This is a genomic window from Chitinophagales bacterium (assembly GCA_040877935.1).
GTDB lineage: Bacteria > Bacteroidota > Bacteroidia > Chitinophagales > CAIOSU01 > JBBDNB01.
In genome coordinates this window covers 259969-266785 of sequence record JBBDNB010000043.1, presented here as the reverse complement: position 1 = coordinate 266785, position 6817 = coordinate 259969, and the positions used below count along the sequence as shown (strand labels likewise).

The following is a 6817-nucleotide window of genomic DNA, read 5'->3' as shown; positions in this document are numbered from 1 at the left end:
CAGAAATTCAATGATAGTATAGTGATTGGAGGTCTCGACCAAACACTAAATATTGCTGATTTCTTCCCTTCTGAAAAAACAACATCATCGCGCAAGGATGATTTGTTTATAAAGACATCCTGTCAAAAAACATTTGATTTCGCTGGCATCAGTGCGATTTGCTTTGAATGAATCCTAAAAATATTCAATCAATACAAGAGCCTTTTAACCCAGAGTATGCATTAGAAAATTTATTGCAACTTGAAATCACTTCAAAATCAGCACTTCGTTGCTATTTTCAATTTCACCATAGCGATGCTATGCTACCCCGTACTGTTGTCGGGACCAAACAGCCTGATTTTACCTGCCTCAGCCGGCAGGCAGGTTGTGCTTTCAACTCTCATCACAAAGTTCCAATGCATAACCCGGGTTTAATTTAAACAAGAACTTTTATCCATCCTGGAAGGATGGCATGTTTATAAAGATGCGACTTCAACGATAAACCCGACCCCAGCGGGGTCGCACCTTTCAGAATTTTGGGATATAAGACAAAAAACAAAGTGCTGCGCAACAAGCTTTCACTCCTATCAGTAGTGTCCACACTAGGGATTACCAGCAATCAAATTGAGGATGAGCAAAGGTAGTGTCCAGAATAGCATATATCGAGCGACAAAAAATTTTCCATTCGCAGGAATAGCAAGAGATTGATTGAAGGAACTACATTTAAATCCACAAATCCCTAACTTAGCAATTCATTAAAAATCAGTGATGGAAAAAGTATTGGTAGCCAACCGGGGAGAGATAGCACTGCGCATCATGCGCTCGCTTAAGGAAATGAACATTAAAACTGTAGCGGTATTTTCAGAAGTCGATCGCTTGTCGCCACATGTGAAATTTGCCGATGAAGCTGTATGCCTTGGCCCTCCGCCATCCAATCAATCCTATTTGTTGATGGATAAAATCATTGCCACTGCTAAAAAGCTAAATGTAGATGGCATACATCCGGGCTATGGCTTCTTATCTGAGAATGCTGAATTCTCCCAAAAAGTTAAAGATGCAGGAATCATATTCATAGGCCCTTCACCCGAAAGTATCAGCGCTATGGGCAATAAGTTGACTGCCAAAGATGCCGTTAAAAAATTTGATATCCCTTTGGTGCCCGGTACAGACCACGCTATAAAAGATATTCCTAAAGCGAAAAAGATTGCAAAGGATATTGGCTTTCCCATTTTGATAAAAGCCGCTGCCGGTGGAGGTGGCAAAGGAATGCGCATTGTAGAAAATGCCGGGGAATTTGAATCGCAAATGAAATTGGCCGTAAGCGAAGCCACCAGCTCTTTTGGTGATGGTTCGGTTTTTATTGAAAAATTCGTAACCAAACCGCGACACATCGAAATACAGGTTTTGTGCGATCGACACAACAACTTCCTGCACCTTTTTGAACGCGATTGCTCCATTCAGCGCAGGCATCAAAAAGTGATTGAAGAAGCTCCATCGGCAGTTCTGACCCCAGAAATTCGCCAGAAAATGGGGCAATGTGCCATAGATGTAGCGCGTGCTTGTAATTATGAAGGTGCGGGTACCGTTGAGTTTCTGCTAGATGACCAATTGAATTTTTACTTCCTGGAAATGAATACCCGATTGCAGGTAGAACATCCTGTAACCGAGCTAATCACCGGAATTGATTTGGTAAAAGAACAGGTTCGAATTGCAAAGGGAGAAAAACTACTTTATAAACAAGAGGATTTAAAAATACAGGGACATGCCATTGAGTTGCGTGTATATGCTGAGGATCCACAAAATAATTTTTTGCCAGATATCGGAAAATTAAAGAAATACCAACGTCCACTCGGACCGGGCGTACGGGTAGATGATGGTTTTGAACAGGGCATGGATATTCCCATTTATTACGACCCTATGATCTCTAAACTGGTTACTTATGGAAAAGACCGGGAAGAGGCCATTCAGCGGATGATAAGAGCCATAGAGGATTATAAAATTGTAGGGGTGAAAAACACACTCGCTTTCGGGACATACGTAATGAAGCATCCTGCTTTCGTAAGCGGGGATTTTTCTACCAATTTCGTGAAAGAGCATTTTGACCCCAAAGCCATGCAGGTAGAAGATAAAGCAGAAGCTAAAATTGCCGCTCTCCTCTCCCACAGGCTATTGAAAGAACAAAAATCAAAACACGAGTTGAGCGAAAACGGACGCAGCTTGAAAAAGAGCAGATGGTCATCACGAAAATTCTGAATTGCTAAAAATCAGCGTGTTATGCACCCACTGAAAGATTTTCTTATTTGCCTTTTAGTCTTGTCATTTTATTGCAGTGCTGAACTGTTTTCACAGGAAATTAATATTCCTTCCCACTGGAAAAAATTAGAGCGAATGGATTATGAGTTGCACTATCCCGAGGCCTGGCAATTTAGTGAAAGTGGTGAGGTAGACACCCGATTTATTTTATTGGCACCGAATGTATTGGAAAATGATTCATTTAGAGAAAACATCAATTTAGTGGTACAGGATTTATCGGAAATAAATCACACAATAGATTTAACCATGTATGCTGAAATCTCAAAAAGTCAAATACTAAGCATGGTAAAGAATGTGCAATTGATCAAGGCACAATACAATGAACGCAATGGCCAGAGGTATTACGAAATCTGCTATGCTGGTGACAAAGAAGAATTCGAATTGAAATGGCTGCAATATTACTGGGTAATAGAACAAGAAGCTTTTGTATTGACATACACTGCCGATCAATCTGATTTTGATAAATTCTCCACCGCAGCCTTCAAGATAATGGATGCTTTTAAGATCATCAAGTGATGGTGATAAGTCTAATAACCTGGAATATGCATTAGAAGATTTATTGCAGATTGAAATTCATATCTTTAGACACAAAAAAATCTATGCGTAAAATTATCCTATCCTTAGCCTTATCAATATCGATAGTCTTGAGCATTAAAGCACAATTGGTTTCTTACTCTATTCAAGACAGTTTCACTAAACAAGAACTCCGTACATTTCTAGATAATTCAGGGTTTGGACTGCCCATCACTCCAAAGTACGATGTGGATGTTTATCAAATATTTTACAAAACTCCTTATAAGCATATCGATTCCCTAATTACAACATCGGGAATTGTTGCGATACCTAAAAATAAAGATTGTCCTAGTTTGTTAGCAGCTTATGGTCATGGTACATTCTCTGAGCGTAATAGCTCTGCCAGTTACAATGCGGCCGAGAGACCCATCACTTTTTTGTTTGCAGGCTTTGGCGGTGTAGTTACCGTTATGCCCGATATTTTAGGCTTGGGAGCCGGTAGCGGTGATAGCGCTATTTTAATCCATCCTTATGTCAATACTTTTCACAACGGACACACCATCATCAATAGCATGAGGGCTGCCAGGGAATTGGCCGATATTTTATCCAGTCCATTGAATGGAGAGGTTGTTTTAACCGGATATTCACAAGGTGGACATACCGCTATGGCCGCCAATAAATTGATCCAGGAAAATTACGCACAGGAATTTGATATTATGGCCAGCATCCCTATGTCCGGACCTTATGACCTGAATAAGACTATGGTGGATGTGATGCTTTCGTCAGATAGTTTTTCAGTACCAGGATACTTGCCCTATTTACTATTGGGCTATCATTCCATTTACGATACTTTACAGTCTGAATTCCCTAACGCTTCAGATATTTTCAAGAGTCCATACGATACGGTTCTTCCACCCCTGTTTTACAGCAAAACAAATGGCATTGGTCATATAAATGGATTCTGCGACCCAATTCCAAGGCAAATGATTAAGGATTCTATCATCCAGAAATTTGAAAATGACCTAAACCATCCATTAAGGTTTGTTTTAAACGACAATGACTTGATGGGCTGGGCACCTCAAAATACTGTAAAAATACATTATTGCACAGAGGACGAGGAGGTGAATTACCTGAATGGTGTTAGAGCCGATTCCACATGGAGAGCCAATGGTGCTCCAGATGTTGAGGCTTTTAATAATGGTGCTTTAAATCACTTCGGTTGTGTAGAACCATCCGTAACAGCTACAGCCTTGTATTTGCTTACCAATCTTCCTACTTGCACGGATATTTTTGAAGTGGGCGAATTGGATTTCAGCCTTTATCCTAATCCTGCCAATGAGGTATTTAATATCGAGTCGGCTGAAAGCGATCTGCTGATGAACATTTATTCCCTTGGCGGAAAAGTAATAATGTCCCAACAGCTATTGAGCAATCTGGAATCCATTGACATCAGCCACTTGGTTTCGGGCATTTATTTTGTGGAATTGAGAAACAATTCAGGTGAATATGCCCTTAAGAAATTGATTAAGAATTAGGGTTGGAGTTGCATTAGCTTGGCTATAGGGTTGTAGATATAAAGTAATTGTTTTGCCACCAGTACCTGGCGGCAGTTGGAGCCAGTGGCTTATCGAACTTAGGTTCTTAATGCAGCTTTTGGAACTCTTTTAACCCACTCTCACTCGTTTGCCGCTTAGCTTTTGCAGCATAGCGAACGAGTGCAGACTCTAAGCAATTATCATATTGTATCTGGTAACCCTTCAGTGGTTTCTATAAACCTGCAATTAAAAGTCCCCTGTACCTTAAGTGTGTACTCAGGGTTGACTATTAACGAATCAACACATGTCATTTCAGCATTGAACCTGCCTTTTAGGGAACCTTTGGTAAATGGGGCTCCTGAATTTAATGTTACATCTGCCTCCAAATAATAGCTTGACTTAAATGGTAGGTCTGAGTTTCTGTTTAACTTTAATTTAGCACTATCGTTTTCTATCAGTATTAATAATGTATGGCTTTGATAACGGTAGTTGGTTATCTCTCTATAGCTACCTCCAATATATAGATATGCTTTGCTTTTTGCATATTCTTTGTCTACTAAACATTGACAGCCATAAACTGTATCAAATACAAAATCATCCATTTGAACCAGCAGAAAAGATGAATCTGCACTTTCAAAATCTTCTACCAAATAAGTATTTGACCTGCTTTGAAAGCAATCGTAATTTTCGGCAGTATTATTACATCCTGCAAAAAAAACAATGATCAAAACAAATAATCTACTTAGGTATGTTTCTGTGAACCCTTTCCCTTTGTGAATTCTTGACTCCATGCCTTTCCTTTAATTCATCTGCCATATATTCATCGTACGTTTCATTTGTACTTGATGGTTCTGCCATAATTGTACCCGGAACATGGCCGGGTGTATTTTCACCCGTATAATTATCCCCGCTGGCGCAAGCATTAGCGACAGCGGTGCTTGTGCCATATTTCAAATCTACAAGACAATTTTGATTAAAATTCAATTTAGCAATTTTATGTCCAACAAGTCCTTTTGCCCAGAACCATAAAATTTATACATTCTGCTCATGAAAATAAAAATAAGAAAAAATGTTGCTTTGCAGTTTGGACTTAATTGGATATGGTACAAGAAGGCTCTGCTTTTTGCCTACGCGCCATTGCACCAGCGGGGAGGAATACCCTATCTAAAGTATGGACGCTTTATTTTAATATTTAGTTTTTTTTCTAAAATAATCACTTCTTCTTCTGTACAATAAAAATTAATTTTTTCATCTTCTGTATGCATATGAATCTGCCTGCCACCTCCCCTATAAGGATTAAGAGTCGATATGTTAGTAAGTGCTGTCCAATTAATGTGGCGAACACTTTTGTCCCAAAATCGAAATGGATAATTATATTCGAAATGTGTTGAGAAGAAACGTCCCTTTTTAACAAAAAAGAGTATGAGTATTTCTAGAATAATTAAAGCTAAATACAATGGAGCTATATCTAATAGCACTTTTAAAATATCCCTAGTTTTATCTACCAAGCCTAACATAATAATTGTAAGCATACTTAAAAATAAGAATGTAGCTACTAAAAGGAAAAGTTGTTTGAGATTAACCTAACATAGTCTTTTTTTAATTATTTCATTTTCTATACAGTTCATATTATAAATTAATAAAAACATCTACTCACACTCATCTTCAGAATCACAAGAAACTGATTCAGAATCATTAACTAAAACTTGTTGAGCATTTTCCCCCACACTCTCGTTTGCCGCCTGGCTTTTGCAGCATATTATTTTGACTTTAACTCGCTTTTATAAGTATCAATTTTTTCACTATGAATTTCCAAATAATTGTGTAGCATAAGTTCTACACTATCTAACTCACTTTGAGTAACTAGAAAAGAGAGAAAATAGAATTTATTATGAGTTCCTTGTAATGAGTCAAATTTATAGTTAAAAATCCTCTTTTTTTCTTGTCTTAAAATATTCTCTAAATACGATGATGGCTTTTCACCATACTTTATTAATACTCTTGTATTAATAAACTTTTCAAACGATGTTGAAGTAATACCAACAAAATCACTTTTTGAATCAACATTTATATGCAACATATTTCTTAATAATGGTAGTTCTTTCCCTTCCTCACGATCAAATAATATAAAAACTGTCCCTTTGAAATCTCTTTCAAATTTAAAGACTGTAGTATAATTTGTATTGTAATAATAATTCGCAGCTATAATCGTAGAAACTGAAGTAAAAAGTAGTAAGACTAAACTACTTTTTAAGCCGACTTTTGAAAAAAGAAAATTTAGTAACAGAAAAATAAAAGGTACTATTAAGTATCCATCATTCAAATCAGATATGTAAATATAATATGCGTTAGCTATAATAACACAAAGTATGGCAAAAAAAATCAATACTATTTTTGTCATTAACTACTTTTTAGTTCCTTTATTTAAACTCTCTAAATTACCCCCTATTCCACTCGCGCTCTTTTGCCGCCTGGCT

At 37.5% G+C, this 6817-nt stretch carries 7 protein-coding genes; 4 read left to right on the top strand and 3 right to left on the bottom strand.

The annotated features are described in order from the left end of the window. Positions 1-167 precede the first annotated feature (167 nt). The 4 genes from WD048_12035 to WD048_12020 all read left to right on the top strand — a co-directional run bounded on the left by WD048_12035 (position 168) and on the right by WD048_12020 (position 4340). Entirely contained in the window at positions 168-419 is a 252-nt protein-coding gene (locus WD048_12035) for a hypothetical protein (GenBank protein MEX0812938.1), read from the top strand. 328 nt (positions 420-747) lie between these two features. After that, positions 748-2232, top strand: coding sequence for an acetyl-CoA carboxylase biotin carboxylase subunit (accC, locus tag WD048_12030; protein MEX0812937.1), 1485 nt, complete (start codon positions 748-750; stop codon positions 2230-2232). A 21-nt stretch (positions 2233-2253) separates the two neighbouring features. Further along, complete coding sequence (locus tag WD048_12025) at positions 2254-2808, top strand: hypothetical protein (protein MEX0812936.1); 555 nt, start codon at positions 2254-2256, stop codon at positions 2806-2808. 128 nt (positions 2809-2936) lie between these two features. Beyond that, positions 2937-4340, top strand: a complete 1404-nt coding sequence (locus tag WD048_12020; protein ID MEX0812935.1) for a T9SS type A sorting domain-containing protein — start codon at positions 2937-2939, stop codon at positions 4338-4340. Positions 4341-4540: 200 nt separating this feature from the next. Here WD048_12020 and WD048_12015 read toward each other — a convergent pair whose 3' ends face one another. From WD048_12015 to WD048_12005, 3 genes are all read right to left on the bottom strand, one after another. Then, on the bottom strand, positions 4541-5131 hold the full coding sequence (locus WD048_12015) for a hypothetical protein (protein ID MEX0812934.1): 591 nt from the start codon (positions 5129-5131) through the stop codon (positions 4541-4543). A gap of 369 nt (positions 5132-5500) precedes the next feature. Then, complete coding sequence (locus tag WD048_12010) at positions 5501-5872, bottom strand: hypothetical protein (GenBank protein ID MEX0812933.1); 372 nt, start codon at positions 5870-5872, stop codon at positions 5501-5503. A 227-nt stretch (positions 5873-6099) separates the two neighbouring features. Then, positions 6100-6741 (bottom strand): hypothetical protein, encoded by a 642-nt coding sequence (locus tag WD048_12005; GenBank protein MEX0812932.1) that lies wholly within the window; start codon positions 6739-6741, stop codon positions 6100-6102. Positions 6742-6817 lie beyond the last annotated feature (76 nt).